Here is a 15,811-nt window from a genome sequence, read left to right on the forward strand (position 1 = left end):
GGCGCGATGGGGGTCCCCCCGGACGGAGTCCGGGGGAGCCTCGATGAGGGGTGGCGGTCGGGCGACGGGCGGGCCGACGGCCATCCCGAGGACGACGTGGACGACGTGCGCGAGGTGACGGTCACCGGCCTGGGCGCGCGCTGGGCGGACGCCGGGCTGCCGGAGCTGGAGCTCTGCTGACCGGGGCCCGTTGACGGGAGCCGTCGCGAGGGCCGCCGGGCCCCGGACCGGGTCCCGCGACCGGTAGTTTCCGACAAGCCGTCGGCATGATGTTGCGCGCGCGGTGCCGGACATGGTCACATGGGTGGGAGAGCCCTGGTTAGGTGTGCCTAAGTACAGCCTAACCTCAGTCGCTTGCCCCAAAAGCCCGGGAGGCGTCCATGTCCCCCCACCAGCCCGTAGCCCAGGCGGCCGGGCGCGCCGAGCAGGACGCGCGGAAGACGCCGCCGACGATGACCGAACTGCTCGCGGCGTGCGCCGCGGCCAGCGCCGTCTCCACACCGCCCGGCGCCGCGGAGGAGACCCGCGCCGCCGAACGGGACGAGGCGGTCGAGGCGCGCGAAAAAGGCGAGACCGGCGGAACGGACAGCGGTACCGGACCCTCGGGCGGCGCGTCCACCCCGGGGCGCGATGCGGCGTAGCCCGTAGGGGCGAAGCTCCGGGAGCCGGGCTCCCGGGGACGGACGTCTCAGGACACCACGACGATCTTCGCGCCGCGCAGCGCGAAGTCCCACAGCGCCTTGCCGTCGTCCCGCGACTCCCGGATGCCGCCGGTCTTCTTCGCGCCGTCCGGCGCCGGCGTGGAGCCGTCGACCGCCGCACTGAAGCCGACGACCACCCCGTTGACGGTGGCGAACCGCACCACGTGCTCGATCGCCACCCCGTCCGAGCCGGTCACGCTCACCGACCGCGAGGTCACCGCGTACGCGCCCGGGGCCGGGCTCACCGTGCTCGGCGTCACCGGGAAGGTCCGCTGCGCCTTGCCGTCCGCACCGACCAGCCAGACCCGCTTGGCGCCGAGCCCGTAGACGACCCGCTTGCCGGTGCCGGACGCCGCCGGGACCGGGGCCGGGGCGGGGCCCGGCTCCTTCTTGCCGGCCTGGTCGTGGGCCGGCGGCTTGCGGTCGGTGGCGGGGCCGTCGCCGCGCACCGCGGTCAGCGGGGCGGACGCGGAGGCGGACGCCTGGTAGCCGAGCACGCCGATGGCGACCAGGGCGGCTGCGGTGAGCGCGGTGACGATCGTGCTGCTCTTAGCGGGCACCGCGGTGCCACCTTTCCGTACGCTCCCGGCCGCGGGCGGGGAGGCTGCTGGCTGTGCTTGCTGCGCTTGCTGCGCTGGCTGTGCTTGCTGCGCCGGCTGTGCTGGCTGGGGGTCGACGGTAGCACCGCACCGGGCACCGCCGGCCGCGCCGTAGTCTTGAGGACGTGCTGTTGCTAGCTCTTGACACCGCCACCCCCGCCGTCACGGTCGCGCTCCACGACGGCTCCCGCGTCCTCGCCGCCGCCGCCGAGGTGGATGCCCGCCGGCACGGCGAGCTGCTGCTGCCCGCCGTCGACCGGGTGCTGGCCGAGGCCGGCCTGAAGCTCGACGCGGTCAGCGACATCGTCGTCGGCGTGGGCCCCGGCCCGTACACCGGACTGCGGGTGGGGCTGGTGACCGCCGCGACCTTCGGGGCGGCGCTGGACGTGCCCGTCCACGGCCTGTGCTCGCTGGACGGCATCGCCTACGCCTCCGGCCTGACCGAGCCCTTCGTCGTGGCCACCGACGCCCGCCGCAAGGAGGTCTACTGGGCCAGATACGCGGATGCGCACACCCGGCTGACCGAGCCCGCCGTGGACCGCCCCGCCGAGATCGCCGACGAGGTGGCCGGCGTCCCGGCCGTGGGCGCCGGCGCGCTGCTCTACGACACCGTGTTCACCGGCGTACGCCGCGACGGGCCGGAGCACCAGTCCGCCGCCGCGCTCGCCGGGCTGGCCGCGCGGAAGCTGGCCGCGGGCGAGGAGCTGCTGCCGCCGCGACCGCTGTACCTGCGCCGCCCGGACGCCCAGGTGCCGGCCAACTACAAGGTGGTCACACCCCGTTGAGCGCCCGTCCGTCGCCCGACAACCGCCCCTCACCGGCACCGCTGCGCGGCGGCACCCCGTCACCCGTCGTGCTGCGCGAGATGCGCTGGTGGGACCTGGAGCCGGTGCTGGAGCTGGAGCGCGTCCTCTTCCCCGAGGACGCGTGGTCGCCCGGCATGTTCTGGTCCGAGCTGGCGCACGCGCGCGGGCCGCTGGCCACCCGCCGCTACCTGGTCGCCGAGCTGGCGGTGCCGCCGCGCAGCGGTGCCGGTGAGGGGTGGTCGGGCGACGGGCGGGGCGGCCGGATCGTCGGCTACGGCGGGCTGGCCGCCATCGACGGCACCGGCGACATCCAGACCATCGCCACCGCCCGCGACCAGTGGGGCACCGGCCTCGGCGCCCGGCTGCTGTCCGAACTCCTCGGCGCCGCCACCGACTTCGAGTGCCACGAGGTGCTGCTGGAGGTGCGGGTCGACAACGCTCGCGCGAGGCGCCTCTACGAGCGCTTCGGCTTCGAGCCGATCGGCTTCCGCCGTGGCTACTACCAGCCCGGCAACGTCGACGCCCTGGTGATGCGTCGCACCACCCAGACCTCCTCCGAAGCACCCTCCGTACAAGGAACTTGAGAACCATGGCTGACCCAGCTGACGCACGCGGCGGACCGCTCGTCCTCGGCATCGAGACCTCCTGCGACGAGACCGGTGTCGGCATCGTCCGCGGCCACACCCTCCTCGCGGACGCGGTCGCCTCCAGCGTCGACGAGCACGCCCGCTTCGGCGGTGTGGTGCCGGAGGTGGCCTCCCGGGCACACCTGGAGGCGATGGTCCCCACCATCCAGCGCGCACTGAAGGACGCCGGGATCGCGGCGAGCGACCTGGACGGCATCGCGGTCACCGCGGGCCCCGGCCTGGCGGGCGCGCTGCTGGTCGGCGTCTCGGCCGCCAAGGCGTACGCCTACGCCCTCGGCAAGCCGCTGTACGGCGTCAACCACCTCGCCTCGCACATCTGCGTCGACCAGCTGGAGCACGGCCCGCTGCCGGAGCCGACCATGGCGCTGCTGGTCTCCGGCGGCCACTCCTCCCTCCTGCTGGCCCCGGACATCACCTCCGACGTACGGCCGCTGGGCTCGACGATCGACGACGCGGCGGGCGAGGCGTTCGACAAGGTGGCGCGGGTGCTGAACCTCGGTTTCCCCGGCGGCCCGGTCATCGACCGCTGGGCCCGCGAGGGCGACCCGGAGGCGATCCGCTTCCCGCGCGGGCTGACCGGCCCCCGCGACCCGCGCTACGACTTCTCCTTCTCCGGCCTGAAGACCGCGGTGGCCCGCTGGATCGAGGCCAAGCGGGCGGCCGGCGAGGAGGTGCCGGTGGCGGACGTCTCGGCGTCCTTCCAGGAGGCGGTCGTCGATGTGCTGACCCGTAAGGCCGTCCGCGCCTGCAAGGACAACGGCGTGGACCACCTGATGATCGGTGGCGGGGTCGCGGCCAACTCCCGGCTGCGGGCGATGGCCCAGCGCCGCTGCGAGGACGCGGGCATCCGGCTGCGGGTTCCGCGGCCCAAGCTGTGCACCGACAACGGCGCGATGGTCGCGGCCCTCGGCGCGGAGATGGTGGCGCGCAACCGCCCGGCGTCCGCCTGGGACCTGTCCGCGGACTCCTCGCTTCCGGTCACCGAGACCCATGTCCCGGACCCGCACGCGCACGGCCGCGGACATGATCATGATCACTTTCACGAGCTGAGCAAGGGCAACCTCTACTCCTGACGGCGGCACCGCCCGGCGCAGGTCTTACCCTGGGCAGCAGCACAGGTGCGGGCGCGGGGAGGCGGCAGGCTGTGGACTGGTTCTGGTGGGTCTTCATCTTCTTCATGGCGGGCGGCTTCGCGAAGGTGGCCGACACCGCGCGCACGGCCCTGCGCACGCGCCACGAGCGCAAGATGGAGCGACTGGAGACCGCCCGCCAGGAGCGGCACGAGCTGGCCGCCGCGCAGAAGCCGCCGGAGCCGGTGTGCGGCTGCACTCACCACCTCGCCAAGCATGACAAGAAGGGCAAGTGCCACGAGCTGGTGCAGGTGCCCGTCGCCTGGGACGCGCACCACGAGCCGGTCCAGTACGAGGCCGGCCAGTGCACCTGCCAGCAGTACGTGGGCCCGCAGCCGCTCTCCCAGGTCTATGCCGAGGACCTGACCGACCTGGCCTGAACGGCCTGCGTCAGGCGGCGTCCGCCGCGGGGTGCCCCAGCAGCATCGTGGGCGCCCCCGCGACCCGGGTCAGGAAGACCGTGCAGGAGTGCGGCCCGCCCAGCTTCAGCTTCCTGCGCAGCTCCTCGGGCTCCACGGCGGACCCGCGCTTCTTGATCACCGCGACGCCGACCCCGCGCTCCCGCAGCAGCGCCTTCAGCTTCTTCACGTTGAACGGCAGCACATCGGTGATCGCGTACGCGGTCGCGTACCGCGTCGGCACCAGCTGATCCGCCGTCACATACGCGATCGTCGGGTCGATCAGCCGCCCGCCGACCTCCTGGGCGACGTCGGCGACCAGATGCGCCCGGATCACCGCGCCGTCCGGCTCGTAGAGCCAGCCGCCGACCGGGCCCGGCTCAGGGTCCGGCAGTCCGGCGCCCAGCAGCGACGCCCCCGAGGGCAGCAGTGTGGCCCGCCGGCCGCCGCCGGTGCCCGCCCCGAACCACAGGACGGCCTCCTTCACGTCGCCGGCGTCGGAGATCCACTCCGTCTCCGCGTCCTCGGGCAGCGCCTCGTGCGGCACACCGGGCGCGATCTTCAGCGCCGCGTACGGCGCCGTACGGGCCGCCTCGACGGCCCACGACAGCGGCGGGGAGTACGCCTCCGGGTCGAAGATCCGGCCACCGCGTGGCCTGCTCCGCCGGGCCGGGTCGACGAACACCGCGTCGTACCCGGCCGTGTCCACCTCCGTCACCTCCGCGCAGCGCACCTCGATCAGCTCCGCGAGCCCCAGTGCCTCGGCGTTCGCCCGGGCCGCCGCGCAGGCCAGCGGGTCGCGGTCGACGGCCAGTACCCGGATTCCGGCCCGGGCCAGCGCCAGCGCGTCGCCGCCGATGCCGCAGCACAGGTCGGCCAGCGTACGGACGCCGAGTCCGGCGAGCCGGGCGGCGCGGTGCGCGGCGACGGAGGTGCGGGTGGACTGCTCGACGCCGTTGGGCGTGAAGTACATCCGCTGGGCGTCCGCACCGAACTTCGCCGCCGCCCGGCGCCGCAGCTGCGCCTGCCCGATGGCGGCGGAGACCAGCGGCGCGGGATGGTCGCGGCGCAGCCGGGTCGCGGCGGTCAGCTCGTCCGCGGCGTCGAGGTGCCGCAGTTCGTCCAGCAGCGCCCGCCCCTCGGGGGTGAGCAGCGCGGCGAAGGTGTCGAGGTCGGTCATCTGCACCATTGTGGTCCAGCCCGTGGGCCGGGCCCGCTTCCGGCCCTAGGCCTCGGGCTCGCCGCCGGTGATCCGGCGCACCCGCTGGGTCGCGTCCGCGGCCGGGCGCTCGGGCGCCGGGCGGACCGGCTCGCGCCGCCGCTGGGCGCTGTCGCTGACCCGCAGCAGCACCGCCACCATCACCCAGTTCGCGACCAGCGACGAGCCGCCCTTGGCGAGGAACGGCAGCGCCTTGCCGGTGAGCGGGATCAGGCCGGTGACGCCGCCGGTGACGACGAAGACCTGGAGCAGCAGGGCCCCGGAGAGCCCGACCGCCAGCAGCTTGCCGAACGGGTCGCGGGCGGTCAGGCCCACCCGCAGCCCGCGCTGGGCGAGCAGTGCGTACAGCAGCAGGACGGCCATCACTCCGGCCAGCCCCAGCTCCTCGCCGACGGTGGTGAGGATGAAGTCGCTGTTGCCGGCGAAGCCGATCAGCTCGGGGTGGCCCTGGCCCAGGCCCGTGCCGCCGATGCCGCCGCTGCCGAAGCTGAACAGCGCCTGCGCGGCCTGGTCGGAGATCAGGCCCGGCGGGCGCTTGTCCGCCGGCAGGAAGATGTCCATCGGGTGCAGCCAGGCCATCACACGGCCCTTGACGTGCGGCTCGGTGGAGCCGACGACGCCGGCGCCGACCACGGCCATGAGCAGGCCGCAGAGCACCCAGCTGGTGCGCTCGGTGGCCATGTAGAGCATGATCACGAAGACGCCGAAGAAGATCAGCGAGGTGCCCAGGTCGCGCTCGAAGACCAGCACCAGCAGGCTGATCACCCAGATCGTGAAGATCGGCCCGAGCTGCCGGCCGGGCGGCAGCTGCATGCCCATGACCCGGCGCCCGGACAGCGCCAGCGCGTCGCGGTTGACCGTGAGATACCCCGCGAAGAACACCACGATCATGATCTTCACGAACTCGCCGGGCTGGAGCGACAGCGGCCCCAGCAGGATCCAGCGCTTGGCGCCGTACATGTCCGCGCCGAAGAAGGCCGGCGCCATCAGCAGCACCAGCGCGACCACCATCGTCAGATAGATGTAGCGCTGGAGGATCCGGTGGTCGCGCAGCACCATCAGGATCACGATGCAGACCGCGACCCCGATGACCGTCCACACCAGCTGCCCGGTGGCCGCCTGCCCGATCTTCAGCCGCGGCTTCTCCGCGTACGTGATGTCCAGCCGGTGCAGCAGCACCAGGCCGATGCCGGTGAGCAGCGTCGACAGCGGCAGGATCAGCGGATCGGCGCGCGGCGCGAAGCGCCGGACGACCAGGTGCGGGACCAGCGCGATGAAGAACATGCTCACCGCGAAGCCGGCCAGCCCGGCGGGCAGCGTGTCCTTCATCGACAGCTCGGTGTAGCCGTAGCCGAAGACGGTGATCAGGACGACGAAGCCGAGCAGCCAGGCCTCGGTTCTCCGGCGGTTCGGGGCCTGGGCGAGCGCGGCGAACGTCATGGTGCGCTCGGCGTCGCTTTCCGGGCCCCCGGAATCCTGGGGGGCGCTGGTCAGTCCACGCACACTTTCCTCCGCCATCGATGGTCAGGGCCGCGGTGCGGCCGGGTCTTGGCCCGGTTGTCAGCGGTCCGGGGAGCTAGACGGGGCATCGCCGGGCCTGGTTGCAGCGGAACAGCAAGGTGTGTCCGAGTCCACCCGGCGGCCGTCGACAGGGACACGGTACGCGTCCCCGGCGCGCTGGCACTCCGCTTGACCGAGTGCTAACGGCGTCATAGTCTCAGCGTTGGCACTCTCCACTGGGGAGTGCCAACACAGCGACGGGCAGGTCCGGCACCCGCGACGACGGATCCACCTGGTCGCCACCTCAGACAGTTAACCCCGTGAGATCTCCGAAGGGGGAGGTCGGATCGTGACGACCACCAGCTCCAAGGTTGCCATCAAGCCGCTTGAGGACCGCATCGTGGTCCAGCCGCTCGACGCCGAGCAGACCACGGCCTCGGGCCTGGTCATCCCGGACACCGCGAAGGAGAAGCCCCAGGAGGGCGCCGTCCTCGCCGTCGGTCCGGGCCGCTTCGAGAACGGCGAGCGCCTGCCGCTCGACGTCAAGGTCGGCGACGTCGTGCTCTACAGCAAGTACGGCGGCACCGAGGTGAAGTACGAAGGCGACGAGTACCTCGTTCTCTCGGCTCGCGACGTGCTCGCGATCATCGAGAAGTAAGTCACCCCAGTTTTGCCCTGATCTGCGCCCCTGGTGCCCGTGTTCTCACCGACCCGGGGCAGGGGCGCAGTTCATTTGAGCGAGAGCGGTCACGGCGGCGAGGCCGACGATCGCTACGAGAGGACTTGAAGCATCCATGGCGAAGATCCTGAAGTTCGACGAGGACGCCCGTCGCGCCCTTGAGCGCGGTGTCAACAAGCTGGCCGACACGGTCAAGGTGACCATCGGCCCCAAGGGCCGCAACGTCGTCATCGACAAGAAGTTCGGCGCCCCGACCATCACCAACGACGGTGTCACCATCGCCCGCGAGGTCGAGGTCGAGGACCCGTACGAGAACCTGGGCGCCCAGCTCGTCAAGGAGGTGGCGACCAAGACCAACGACATCGCGGGTGACGGCACCACCACCGCCACCGTGCTGGCCCAGGCGCTGGTCCGCGAGGGTCTGCGCAACGTCGCCGCCGGCGCCTCCCCGGCCGCCCTGAAGAAGGGCATCGACGCCGCGGTCAAGGCCGTCTCCGACGACCTGCTTGCCACCGCCCGCCCGATCGAGGACAAGACCGACATCGCCGCCGTCGCCGCGCTGTCCGCGCAGGACCAGCAGGTCGGCGAGCTGATCGCCGAGGCGATGGACAAGGTCGGCAAGGACGGTGTCATCACCGTCGAGGAGTCCAACACCTTCGGCCTGGAGCTCGACTTCACCGAGGGCATGGCCTTCGACAAGGGCTACCTCTCGCCGTACATGGTCACCGACCAGGAGCGTATGGAGGCCGTCCTCGACGACCCGTACATCCTGATCCACCAGGGCAAGATCTCCTCGATCCAGGACCTGCTGCCGCTGCTGGAGAAGGTCATCCAGGGCGGTGCCTCCAAGCCGCTGCTGATCATCGCCGAGGACGTCGAGGGCGAGGCCCTGTCGACCCTGGTCGTCAACAAGATCCGCGGCACCTTCAACGCGGTGGCCGTCAAGGCCCCCGGCTTCGGCGACCGCCGCAAGGCGATGCTCGGCGACATGGCCACCCTCACCGGTGCCACCGTCATCGCCGAGGAGGTCGGCCTCAAGCTCGACCAGGCCGGTCTGGACGTGCTGGGCACCGCCCGCCGCGTGACCGTCACCAAGGACGACACCACCATCGTCGATGGCGGCGGCAACTCCGGGGACGTCGCGGGCCGCGTCGCCCAGATCAAGGCGGAGATCGAGACCACCGACTCCGACTGGGACCGCGAGAAGCTCCAGGAGCGCCTCGCCAAGCTCGCCGGCGGCGTCTGCGTCATCCGCGTCGGTGCCGCGACCGAGGTCGAGCTCAAGGAGAAGAAGCACCGCCTGGAGGACGCCATCTCCGCGACCCGCGCCGCGGTCGAGGAGGGCATCGTCTCCGGTGGTGGCTCCGCGCTCGTCCACGCCGTCAAGGTGCTGGACGGCAACCTCGGCAAGGACGGCGACGAGGCCACCGGTGTCGCCGTGGTCCGCCGCGCCGCGGTCGAGCCGCTGCGCTGGATCGCCGAGAACGCCGGCCTTGAGGGCTACGTCATCACCTCGAAGGTCGCCGAGCTGGACAAGGGCAACGGCTTCAACGCCGCGACCGGCGAGTTCGGCGACCTGGTCAAGGCCGGCGTCATCGACCCGGTCAAGGTCACCCGCTCCGCCCTGGAGAACGCCGCCTCCATCGCCTCCCTGCTGCTGACGACCGAGACCCTGGTCGTCGAGAAGAAGGAAGAGGAGGAGGCCGGCGACCACGGTCACGGTCACGGCCACGCGCACTGACCCCTGACCGCTTACGCGTCAGCTCCCACCGAGGCCCGGTCCCGCCACCGCGGGGCCGGGCCTCGGCCGTGGGGCCGTGGGGTCGAGCCGCCGGCCGCGGCGCAGCGGGCCGCCGGGCCGTCAGGCCGAGTGCGCCAGCCCCTCCGGCCGTACGGGGTCGGCGAACGGGAGTCCCCTCGCGTACCGCTCCAGCTCGTCCAGCGCGTGATCGGCCATCCGGTGCAGCTCGCCGCCCAGCGAACCGGCGACGTGCGGGGTCAGCAGCACGTTCGGCAGCTCGTACAACGGCGAGTCCGGGGGCGGGAGTTCGGGCTCGGTGACGTCCAGTACGGCGGCGAGCCGCCCGCTGCGCAGCTCGGGGAGCAGGGCCGCCTCGTCGACCAGCGAGCCGCGCGCGGTGTTGATGAGCGTGGCGCCGTCGGGCATCAGGGCGAGTTCGCGGGCGCCGATCAGATGCCGGGTGGCGGGCAGCGCGGGGGCGTGCACGCTGACGACGTCGCTCCCGGCGCACACCTCGTCCAGCGGTGCCGCCACCACACCGAGCCGGTCCGCCTCCGCGCCGTCCACGAACGGGTCGTACAGCAGCACCCGCAGTGCGAAGGGGCGCAGCAGCTCGATCACCCGGCGGCCGATGTGGGAGGCGCCGATGATTCCCACGGTGCGGCGGTAGTTGCCGGCGCCGGCCAGCTCCCGCGGCCAGTCGTGCGCGGTGCGCAGGGCGCGGTAGCGGTGGGCCGCGTGCAGCACGCGCTTGTTGGCGAACAGCACGGCGGCGAGGGTGTATTCGGCGACCGGCAGCGCGTTGACCGCGGCGGCGGAGGCGACCGCGATGCCCCGGGCCCAGCAGGCGTCGGTGATGTGGTGCTTGACCGATCCGGCCGCGTGCACGACGGCCCGCAGCCGTGGGGCCGCGGCCAGTACGTCCTCGGTGAGCGGCGGCGCGCCCCAGCAGGTGAGCAGCACCTCCGCCTCGGCGAGGGCCGCGGCGACGCCGGGCGCGGGGTCGGCCAACCGGTGCGCCACGAGGCGGGAGTCCGTACGGGCGAGGGCGTCGAGCCGTGTGTGGTGCCGGTCGTCGAGCAGCCGCTCGGCGACACCCGGGCCCATGGACAGCAGCAGGGCCGGGCGGCGGGCGGCGGTGCGGGAGGTGTCCGTGGCGGGGCGCATGGGGTGACCGGTGCTCCTTGGTCGGGCGGTGGCCGGACCGGTGGGGCCGGCGCTGCCGCAGGGGTTCCGTCCGGTGGGTGGGGACTACCCCGGGGCGGCCCCGCCGACCCCCGCCGGCCGCCCGCCGGCGGTGAACTCCGGCCGCGACGGCGGGTGAACCCCCCACCGGGGAATGGCCACCGGCCGCCCCGACCCGGATACCGTTCCGGTATGACGACTGCACTGATCACAGGAGCGACGGCCGGCATCGGCGCCGCATTCGCCCGCCGGCTCGCGAGCGACGGCCACAGCGTGGTGCTGGTGGCCCGCGACGAGAAGCGGCTTCGGGAGCAGGCCACCGAACTGCACGACCTGCACGGCATCGAGGCGGAGGTGCTGAGCGCCGATCTGTCGACCGAGGACGGTATCGCCGCCGTCGAGGCGCGGCTCGGCGACACCAGGCACCCGGTGGATCTCCTGGTCAACAACGCCGGCTTCGGCAACAAGGGCGAATACCTCGAAGTCCCGATGGCCGACGAGCTGACGATGCTGAAGGTGCACTGCGAGGCGGTGCTGCGGCTGACCACGGCCGGGGTGCGCGGTATGCGCGACCGCCGGCGCGGCGCCGTCGTCAATGTGGCGTCCGTGGCGGCCTTCGTCCCGCGCGGCACGTACGGCGCGAGCAAGGCGTGGGTCGTGCAGTTCACCCAGGGCGCCGCCCGCGACCTGGCGGGCAGCGGGGTGCGGCTGATGGCGCTGTGCCCCGGCTTCGTGCGGACCGAGTTCCACCAGCGGGCCGGGATGGGGACGGACAACATCCCGGGCTGGATGTGGCTGGACGCGGACAAGCTGGTGGACGCGGCCATGAAGGACCTGGCGCGCGGCAAGTCCCTGTCCATCCCGGACCCGCGCTACAAGGCCCTGATGGGCGCGGTGAAGCTCGCCCCGCGCGGCGTCCTGGGCGGTCTGACCTCCCGCACCGGCCGGAAGTACGGTCCGCGCTAGGACCCGGCCCCGCCTCTGCCCCGACCCGTCGAACGGGCCCCGGGGCCGCGTCCGCCGCGTCCCGTCGTTCGCCCGGCCCCCGCGCCCCTCCGTCGGCGCTCCCTCAACTGCCCGTCCGCCCCCGGTACTTCACCGCCGCCTCCCGGACCTCCCCGGGCAGCGCCGCGCCCGCCTCCAGCAGGAGCGGCAGCAGCTCGCGCCGGGTGGTCAGGGCGCGGAACATCATCACGAGGGTCACCTCGTGGTCCGGGCGGTGCACCACCTCCACGGTGTCCCCGGCGCGGATCTCGCCCGCTTCCAGCACCCGCAGATACGCGCCGGGCACCGCGGCCTCCGTGAACCGCTTGATCCAGCCGCGCTCGCCGAGCCGCCCCTGGAACGTCCGGCAGGGGATCCGCGGCGAGGTCACCTCCAGCAGCAACTCCGGCCCCACCCGCCAGCGTTCGCCGATCCGGGCGCCGCTGACGTCGAGGCCGGAGGTGGTGAGGTTCTCGCCGAAGGCGCCGTTGGCCAGCTCGCGGCCCAGCGCGCGCTGCCAGTCGTCGAGGTCCTCGCGGGCGTAGGCGTAGACGGCCTGGTCGTCGCCGCCGTGATGGCGCAGGTCGACCACCGCGTCACCCGCCAGGCCGCTTCCGCCGCTGCCCTTGGGGCCGGGGGCGGCGACCGCCACCGGACCGTCCACGGGGCGTTTGTCGATGCCCGTACCGCCCTCGGCGGAGGTGTACGCGGACGGGGTGGCCCGCCCCAGGTTCACGGTCAGCAGCTTCGCCTCCATGCCCGCACGGTAAGCCACCAGGGCAAAGGATGCACCCAATTTTTCCCGGTCTATCCAAGATTCGCTTATGCTTGAGGCGTGATCGAAGCCCGCCATCTCCGAGTGCTGCGCGCCGTCGCCAGGACCGGCTCGTTCTCCGCCGCCGCGCGGGAGCTGGGCTGCACGCAGCCGGCCGTCAGCCAGCAGATGAAGGCCCTGGAGCAGTCCGCGGGCACGCCCCTGCTGGTGCGCGCGGGCCGCGAGATGCGGCTGACGCAGGCGGGCCAGGCGCTCGTACGGCACGCCGTCGGCATCCTGGCCGGGCTCACCGCCGCCGAGGAGGAGGTCGCGGCGATCGCGGGTCTGCGCGCGGGCCGGGTGCGGCTGGTGTCGTTCCCGTCGGGCAGCTCGACGCTGGTGCCGACCGCCCTCGCCAAGATGCGCGCCGCCCACCCGGGCATCCGGGTCTCGCTGGACGAGGCCGAGCCGCCGCGCTCGATCGAGCTGCTGCGCGGCGGCGACTGCGAGATCGCGCTGGCCTTCCGCTATCCCGAGGTGCGCGGTGCGGACCCGGCGGCCGGGGCGGAGTGGGAGGACCTGGTGGTCCGGCCGATCCTGTCGGACCGGCTGGTCGGGCTGGTGCCGGACGGCCACCGGCTGGCGAAGGCCGGCAGTGCGTGCTTCGCCGACCTGGCCGGCGAGCCCTGGATCGCGGGCTGCCCGCGCTGCCGCACGCATCTCGTCGAGGTCTGTGAGAGCGCCGGCTTCACCCCGCGCATCGATTTCGCGACCGACGACTATCCGGCGGTGATCGGGCTGGTCGGGGCGGGCCTGGGGGTGGCCGCGCTGCCCGAGCTGACACTGGCGTCGGTACGGCCCAAGGGGGCCACGGCGGTGCGGCTGGAGCCGGCCGTGCACCGCGAGATCGTCGCGCTCACGCTGCCGGATCTCGCGCAGGTGCCCGCGGTCGGCGCGATGCTCGACCAGCTGGCGGACGCCGCGGGGCGCTGACCGCGCGGGCCCGGGAAGGGCGGCGCGTCACAGGGGGCTGCGCAGCGGCAGCACGGACCGGAGCGGCGCGGGGCAGTGGCGGTGCGGTGCGGTGCGGATGCAGGATCGTTTCTTCGGTGACCGTCCGCTGTGGCGGTCAGGCGCCGGGCATGCTCGCGTGGCCGGGCAGCGAGGTCGCGGGAACCAGTCGGTGGCGTGCCCGGCCCATGAGCTCCTCGCGTTCGTCCTCGGTGAGGCCGCCCCAGACCCCGTAGGGCTCACGTACGGCCAGCGCATGCGCCGCGCACTGCGCCCGCACGGGGCAGCGCATGCAGACCTCCTTCGCCGATGTCTCACGCGCGCTGCGGGCCGCTCCGCGCTCGCCCTCGGGGTGGAAGAAGAGCGAGCTGTCGACACCGCGGCAGGCGGCCAGCAGCTGCCAGTCCCAGAGGTCTGCGTTCGGGCCCGGGAGGCGGGAGAAATCTGCCATTGCTTGTCCCCTCGAAAGCGATGCTGTTTCGGGCTCGGTGCTCACGACCGTACATCTACTGTCGAAGTAGATGTAAATATGACTCATTGCGAATCTAGTCATAGTCAACGCGAAAATGGAAGAAAGAGAGCCAAATAGGGCATAGGGTGCACGCGTGGATGCCGGTCGCCTACTGGGTCGCCTGCGTATCCGGCTCCTCACGGAGCGTGCTGAACTCGGTCGCCGAAGCCGTAACTCTTTCGAGTGACCGTCGTTGAGTGTGCGGAGGCGGTTGACAGAGGTAGCCCTCGGGCAGGTGTCCGAGGCCGTCAATCGCACAGGTGACGATACGTACCAGCCTGGAGGCTCAAGGTGACGCGCATCAGCTGCGAGAGCCGCGGAGGTCAGTCATGACATCCGTCCTCGTCTGCGACGACTCCCCGCTTGCCCGAGAGGCGCTTCGTCGGGCGGTGGCAACCGTGCCCGGCGTCGAGCGCGTGACGACCGCGGCCAACGGCGAGGAAGTCCTCCGCCGCTGGGGGGCGGATCGCTCGGACCTGATTCTGATGGACGTCCGGATGCCCGGTCTCGGCGGTGTCGAGACCGTGCGCCGGCTGCTGTCCGCCGACCCCGGTGCCCGGATCATCATGCTCACGGTCGCCGAGGACCTGGACGGCGTCGCGCTCGCCGTCGCCGCCGGCGCCCGCGGGTATCTGCACAAGGACGCCTCGCGCGCCGAGCTGCGGGCGACGGTGACCCAGGCGCTGGCCGATCCGACGTGGCGGCTCGCCCCACGCCGGCTGCGGTCCGCCGAGATGGGTGCCGCGCCGACGCTCACGGCCCGCGAGATCCAGGTGCTGGAGGGCATGAGCCACGGCCGCTCCAACGCGGAGATCGGACGTGAGCTGTTTCTCTCGGAGGACACCGTCAAGACGCACGCACGGCGGCTTTTCAAGAAACTCGGCGCCTCCGACCGAGCTCACGCGGTGGCGCTCGGTTTCCGCTGGGGACTGGTCCGCTGAGGTGTGGTGACGTGCAGCGATGCGGGGGATTGAAGATCCCCGCCCGCCCTGTGGCGGGCGGGGCGGCAAGGTGCCCCGCACGCCGCTCGGGTCCCGCGGCGGCCCGATTCCCCGCGCGGTGCCGCATCCTTGAGGCATGGAGTTCCTCGGGGACGGGTCGGTCGGGCACGAGGGGAGGGCGCAGGAGATGACTACCGGCGCACCTGCCGCGCATAACGCTTCAGTGCACAAGCATGGACCTGATGCCGATGATCGTTCGGCGCCAAGGCACCATGGACCGATGCGCGATGACGGGAAGCAGGAGATCGGCGCTCTCGTCGCACGCGCCGTCGAGGGCGACCAGCGGGCCACGCACGATCTGCTGGCCCATGTGCATCCGCTCGCCCTGCGCTACTGCCGCACCCGGCTGTCCCGGCTGCCGGGTGACGCCCGGCACTTCGTCGAGGATCTGGCGCAGGAAGTCTGTGTCGCGGTGCTCTGCGCACTGCCCCGCTACCGCGACACCGGAAAGCCCTTCGAGGCGTTCGTCTTCGCGATCGCCGGGCACAAGGTCGCCGACCTCCAGCGGGCCGCGATGCGGCACCCGGGCAGTACGGCCGTGCCGTCGGACGAGATGCCCGAGCAGCCGGACGATTCCCTGGGCCCCGAGGAGCGGGCGCTGCTGAGCAGCGACGCCGAGTGGGCCAAGAAGCTGCTGGCCAATCTGCCGGAGAACCAGCGGGAGCTGGTCCTGCTGCGGGTCGCCGTCGGGCTGACCGCCGAGGAGACCGGGCAGATGCTGGGGATGTCGCCCGGCGCGGTGCGGGTCGCCCAGCACCGGGCGCTGAGCAGGCTGCGGGCGCTCGCCGAGCAGTGACCGGGCCGCGGGCCGTCGTCTCCCGGCCAACGCCGTGCCATATGGCGGGATGTCGCCGTAGGAACGTACGAGTGATGAGCCCCTCATCCGTCGTGGATTGGGACACCCCACAAGGCCGTTAGCATGGGAGTCCGCGCTGAGGCAAGAGC

At 72.7% G+C, this 15,811-nt stretch carries 17 protein-coding genes and 1 pseudogene; 12 read left to right on the forward strand and 6 right to left on the reverse strand.

All coding sequences use genetic code 11. From position 1 onward, the window contains the following. Both IEZ17_RS43115 and IEZ17_RS30360 read left to right on the forward strand, forming a co-directional pair. Nucleotides 1-180, forward strand: a pseudogene (locus IEZ17_RS43115) (hypothetical protein); the annotation flags it as partial. A gap of 200 nt (nt 181-380) precedes the next feature. Beyond that, nucleotides 381-641: a hypothetical protein gene (locus IEZ17_RS30360; RefSeq protein WP_189305737.1), complete on the forward strand. Its 261-nt coding sequence runs from the start codon at nt 381-383 to the stop codon at nt 639-641. 47 nt (nt 642-688) lie between these two features. On the opposite strand, the gene IEZ17_RS30365 is transcribed toward IEZ17_RS30360, so the two are convergent. Further along, nucleotides 689-1,261: a hypothetical protein gene (locus IEZ17_RS30365; RefSeq protein ID WP_189305739.1), complete on the reverse strand. Its 573-nt coding sequence runs from the start codon at nt 1,259-1,261 to the stop codon at nt 689-691. A gap of 164 nt (nt 1,262-1,425) precedes the next feature. Between IEZ17_RS30365 and tsaB the strand changes: the two genes are divergently transcribed. From tsaB to IEZ17_RS30385, 4 genes are all read left to right on the forward strand, one after another. Next, a complete protein-coding gene (tsaB, locus tag IEZ17_RS30370; protein WP_189305741.1) occupies nt 1,426-2,085 on the forward strand; it encodes a tRNA (adenosine(37)-N6)-threonylcarbamoyltransferase complex dimerization subunit type 1 TsaB in 660 nt (219 codons plus the stop codon). Further along, complete coding sequence (locus tag IEZ17_RS30375) at nt 2,082-2,690, forward strand: GNAT family N-acetyltransferase (protein ID WP_373299999.1); 609 nt, start codon at nt 2,082-2,084, stop codon at nt 2,688-2,690. Before tsaB ends, IEZ17_RS30375 begins: the two co-directional genes overlap by 4 nt. A 5-nt stretch (nt 2,691-2,695) precedes the next feature. Then, nucleotides 2,696-3,826 carry a tRNA (adenosine(37)-N6)-threonylcarbamoyltransferase complex transferase subunit TsaD gene (gene tsaD / locus IEZ17_RS30380; protein ID WP_189305743.1) on the forward strand — a complete coding sequence of 377 codons (1,131 nt, stop codon included), beginning with the start codon at nt 2,696-2,698 and terminating at the stop codon, nt 3,824-3,826. Between the two features lie 71 nt (nt 3,827-3,897). Continuing rightward, nucleotides 3,898-4,263 carry a hypothetical protein gene (locus IEZ17_RS30385; RefSeq protein WP_189305745.1) on the forward strand — a complete coding sequence of 122 codons (366 nt, stop codon included), beginning with the start codon at nt 3,898-3,900 and terminating at the stop codon, nt 4,261-4,263. Nucleotides 4,264-4,273: 10 nt separating this feature from the next. On the opposite strand, the gene IEZ17_RS30390 is transcribed toward IEZ17_RS30385, so the two are convergent. Further along, nucleotides 4,274-5,461: a class I SAM-dependent methyltransferase gene (locus tag IEZ17_RS30390; RefSeq protein WP_189305747.1), complete on the reverse strand. Its 1,188-nt coding sequence runs from the start codon at nt 5,459-5,461 to the stop codon at nt 4,274-4,276. A gap of 45 nt (nt 5,462-5,506) precedes the next feature. Further along, entirely contained in the window at nt 5,507-6,940 is a 1,434-nt protein-coding gene (locus IEZ17_RS30395) for an FtsW/RodA/SpoVE family cell cycle protein (RefSeq protein WP_189305846.1), read from the reverse strand. Nucleotides 6,941-7,349: 409 nt separating this feature from the next. On the opposite strand from IEZ17_RS30395, the gene groES reads away from it, so the two are divergent. Then, nucleotides 7,350-7,658: a co-chaperone GroES gene (groES, locus tag IEZ17_RS30400; RefSeq protein WP_189305749.1), complete on the forward strand. Its 309-nt coding sequence runs from the start codon at nt 7,350-7,352 to the stop codon at nt 7,656-7,658. A 136-nt stretch (nt 7,659-7,794) separates the two neighbouring features. Further along, nucleotides 7,795-9,420 carry a chaperonin GroEL gene (gene groL / locus IEZ17_RS30405; protein ID WP_189305751.1) on the forward strand — a complete coding sequence of 542 codons (1,626 nt, stop codon included), beginning with the start codon at nt 7,795-7,797 and terminating at the stop codon, nt 9,418-9,420. A gap of 120 nt (nt 9,421-9,540) precedes the next feature. On the opposite strand, the gene IEZ17_RS30410 is transcribed toward groL, so the two are convergent. Further along, nucleotides 9,541-10,587: a hydroxyacid dehydrogenase gene (locus tag IEZ17_RS30410; RefSeq protein WP_189305754.1), complete on the reverse strand. Its 1,047-nt coding sequence runs from the start codon at nt 10,585-10,587 to the stop codon at nt 9,541-9,543. Between the two features lie 210 nt (nt 10,588-10,797). Between IEZ17_RS30410 and IEZ17_RS30415 the strand changes: the two genes are divergently transcribed. Continuing rightward, entirely contained in the window at nt 10,798-11,571 is a 774-nt protein-coding gene (locus IEZ17_RS30415) for an SDR family NAD(P)-dependent oxidoreductase (RefSeq protein ID WP_189305756.1), read from the forward strand. A gap of 103 nt (nt 11,572-11,674) precedes the next feature. Here the strand turns inward: IEZ17_RS30415 and IEZ17_RS30420 are convergent, their stop codons facing one another. Next, nucleotides 11,675-12,346 (reverse strand): MOSC domain-containing protein, encoded by a 672-nt coding sequence (locus tag IEZ17_RS30420; protein ID WP_189305758.1) that lies wholly within the window; start codon nt 12,344-12,346, stop codon nt 11,675-11,677. 78 nt (nt 12,347-12,424) lie between these two features. Between IEZ17_RS30420 and IEZ17_RS30425 the strand changes: the two genes are divergently transcribed. Further along, nucleotides 12,425-13,336 (forward strand): LysR family transcriptional regulator, encoded by a 912-nt coding sequence (locus tag IEZ17_RS30425; protein ID WP_189305760.1) that lies wholly within the window; start codon nt 12,425-12,427, stop codon nt 13,334-13,336. Between the two features lie 136 nt (nt 13,337-13,472). On the opposite strand, the gene IEZ17_RS30430 is transcribed toward IEZ17_RS30425, so the two are convergent. Then, complete coding sequence (locus IEZ17_RS30430; protein ID WP_043264858.1) at nt 13,473-13,805, reverse strand: WhiB family transcriptional regulator; 333 nt, start codon at nt 13,803-13,805, stop codon at nt 13,473-13,475. Nucleotides 13,806-14,194: 389 nt separating this feature from the next. Here IEZ17_RS30430 and IEZ17_RS30435 point away from each other — a divergent pair, with 389 nt between their 5' ends. Then, nucleotides 14,195-14,806: a response regulator transcription factor gene (locus IEZ17_RS30435; RefSeq protein ID WP_003948568.1), complete on the forward strand. Its 612-nt coding sequence runs from the start codon at nt 14,195-14,197 to the stop codon at nt 14,804-14,806. Between the two features lie 280 nt (nt 14,807-15,086). Then, nucleotides 15,087-15,662, forward strand: coding sequence for a sigma-70 family RNA polymerase sigma factor (locus IEZ17_RS30440; protein WP_043264857.1), 576 nt, complete (start codon nt 15,087-15,089; stop codon nt 15,660-15,662). The last annotated feature ends 149 nt before the right edge of the window (nt 15,663-15,811 follow it).

Origin of the sequence: Streptomyces albospinus (genome assembly GCF_014648695.1) — a bacterium.
Lineage (GTDB): Bacteria > Actinomycetota > Actinomycetes > Streptomycetales > Streptomycetaceae > Streptomyces > Streptomyces albospinus.

Bases quoted from the DNA above. Each gene is read 5' to 3' on its own strand.
- IEZ17_RS30435 (WP_003948568.1), top strand. From the start codon at position 14,195: ATGACATCCGTCCTCGTCTGCGACGACTCCCCGCTTGCCCGAGAGGCG.
- IEZ17_RS30420 (WP_189305758.1), bottom strand. From the start codon at position 12,346: ATGGAGGCGAAGCTGCTGACCGTGAACCTGGGGCGGGCCACCCCGTCC.
- groL (WP_189305751.1), top strand. From the start codon at position 7,795: ATGGCGAAGATCCTGAAGTTCGACGAGGACGCCCGTCGCGCCCTTGAG.
- IEZ17_RS30390 (WP_189305747.1), bottom strand. From the start codon at position 5,461: ATGACCGACCTCGACACCTTCGCCGCGCTGCTCACCCCCGAGGGGCGG.
- IEZ17_RS30395 (WP_189305846.1), bottom strand. From the start codon at position 6,940: ATGACGTTCGCCGCGCTCGCCCAGGCCCCGAACCGCCGGAGAACCGAG.
- IEZ17_RS30410 (WP_189305754.1), bottom strand. From the start codon at position 10,587: ATGCGCCCCGCCACGGACACCTCCCGCACCGCCGCCCGCCGCCCGGCC.
- IEZ17_RS30430 (WP_043264858.1), bottom strand. From the start codon at position 13,805: ATGGCAGATTTCTCCCGCCTCCCGGGCCCGAACGCAGACCTCTGGGAC.
- IEZ17_RS30415 (WP_189305756.1), top strand. From the start codon at position 10,798: ATGACGACTGCACTGATCACAGGAGCGACGGCCGGCATCGGCGCCGCA.
- IEZ17_RS30360 (WP_189305737.1), top strand. From the start codon at position 381: ATGTCCCCCCACCAGCCCGTAGCCCAGGCGGCCGGGCGCGCCGAGCAG.
- IEZ17_RS30440 (WP_043264857.1), top strand. From the start codon at position 15,087: ATGCGCGATGACGGGAAGCAGGAGATCGGCGCTCTCGTCGCACGCGCC.
- tsaD (WP_189305743.1), top strand. From the start codon at position 2,696: ATGGCTGACCCAGCTGACGCACGCGGCGGACCGCTCGTCCTCGGCATC.